Origin of the sequence: Mesorhizobium sp. M4A.F.Ca.ET.050.02.1.1 (genome assembly GCF_003997725.1) — a bacterium.
Taxonomy (GTDB): domain Bacteria; phylum Pseudomonadota; class Alphaproteobacteria; order Rhizobiales; family Rhizobiaceae; genus Mesorhizobium.
The window spans coordinates 1-988 of the sequence record NZ_RZSG01001262.1; the positions used below are offsets into that span (position 1 = coordinate 1).

The following is a 988-nucleotide window of genomic DNA, read 5'->3' on the forward strand; positions in this document are numbered from 1 at the left end:
ATCGACACCGGCGCCACGCTGGTCGCCATCAACACCTCGACGGCGCGCCGCGCCGGCATCTCGCTCAACCCCTCGGATTTCATCCACGAGGTCAACACCGCCAATGGCGCCATCAAGGCCGCGGTGGTGACGGTCGAGCGCTTGCAGATCGGCAAGATCTCGGTCGAGAACGTCCAGGCGGTGGTGATCGACGACCGGGCGCTGCAGACCAACCTGATCGGCATGAGCTTCCTGCAGCGGCTGCAGAAATACCAGGTCGAGAACGGCTCGCTGCTCCTGGTCCAGTAGAGCCGCTGGACCGGACTGTCAGCGCGGCAGGACGCGCCGGATGACGGTCTTTTCCGCCGGCGGTTTCGACGCCCCGATCGTGTAGCAGGCAAGCACGGCTGCCGCCGCCGCCTCGGCATCAGCGTCGTTGCGCGCATGGACCAGCGCCAGCGGCTCGCCGGCATGCACTTCCGCGCCGACCGGCGACAGCCTGGTGATGCCGACCGCGTGATCGATCCTGTCGTCGGGCCGCGTGCGCCCGCCGCCAAGTCCGACCACGGCAAGCCCGATCTCACGCGTCGCGATGCCGCTGACGAAGCCGTTTTCGAGCGCCTTCACGGCAAGCTCCACCGGCGCCTTCGGCAAATACTTCCCAGGCTTGTCGATGAAATCGGCAGGGCCGCCAAGCGCCGCCACCATGCGCTGGAAGACGGCCGCCGCGCGGCCGCCGGCGAGCGTCTCGGTGGCGCGTCGGATGCCGTCCTGGTTCGACGCGGCCAGCCCGGCCGATTGCAGCATGTCGGCGGCGAGCGCCAACGTCACATCCTCCAGCCGCCGATCTCGCAGGCGCCCGGTGAGGAAGTCGACGGCGTTGCGCACCTCGACGGCGTTGCCGGCAGCCGACGCCAGCGGTTCGTTCATACCGGTAACCAGCGCCGAAGTCTTCAGACCCGCGCCGTTGGCGACCCCGACCAGGCTGCTGGCAAGTGCTGTTGCATCA

At 68.6% G+C, this 988-nt stretch carries 1 protein-coding gene and 1 pseudogene; one reads left to right on the forward strand and one right to left on the reverse strand.

The genetic code is table 11. The features are described from left to right. The coding region (locus EOA33_RS36805; protein WP_127407804.1) for a TIGR02281 family clan AA aspartic protease at positions 1 to 288 on the forward strand (288 nt) is incomplete at its 5' end. An 18-nt stretch (positions 289 to 306) separates the two neighbouring features. Here EOA33_RS36805 and EOA33_RS36810 read toward each other — a convergent pair. Further along, positions 307 to 988: pseudogene (locus EOA33_RS36810) on the reverse strand (thymidine phosphorylase); the annotation flags it as partial.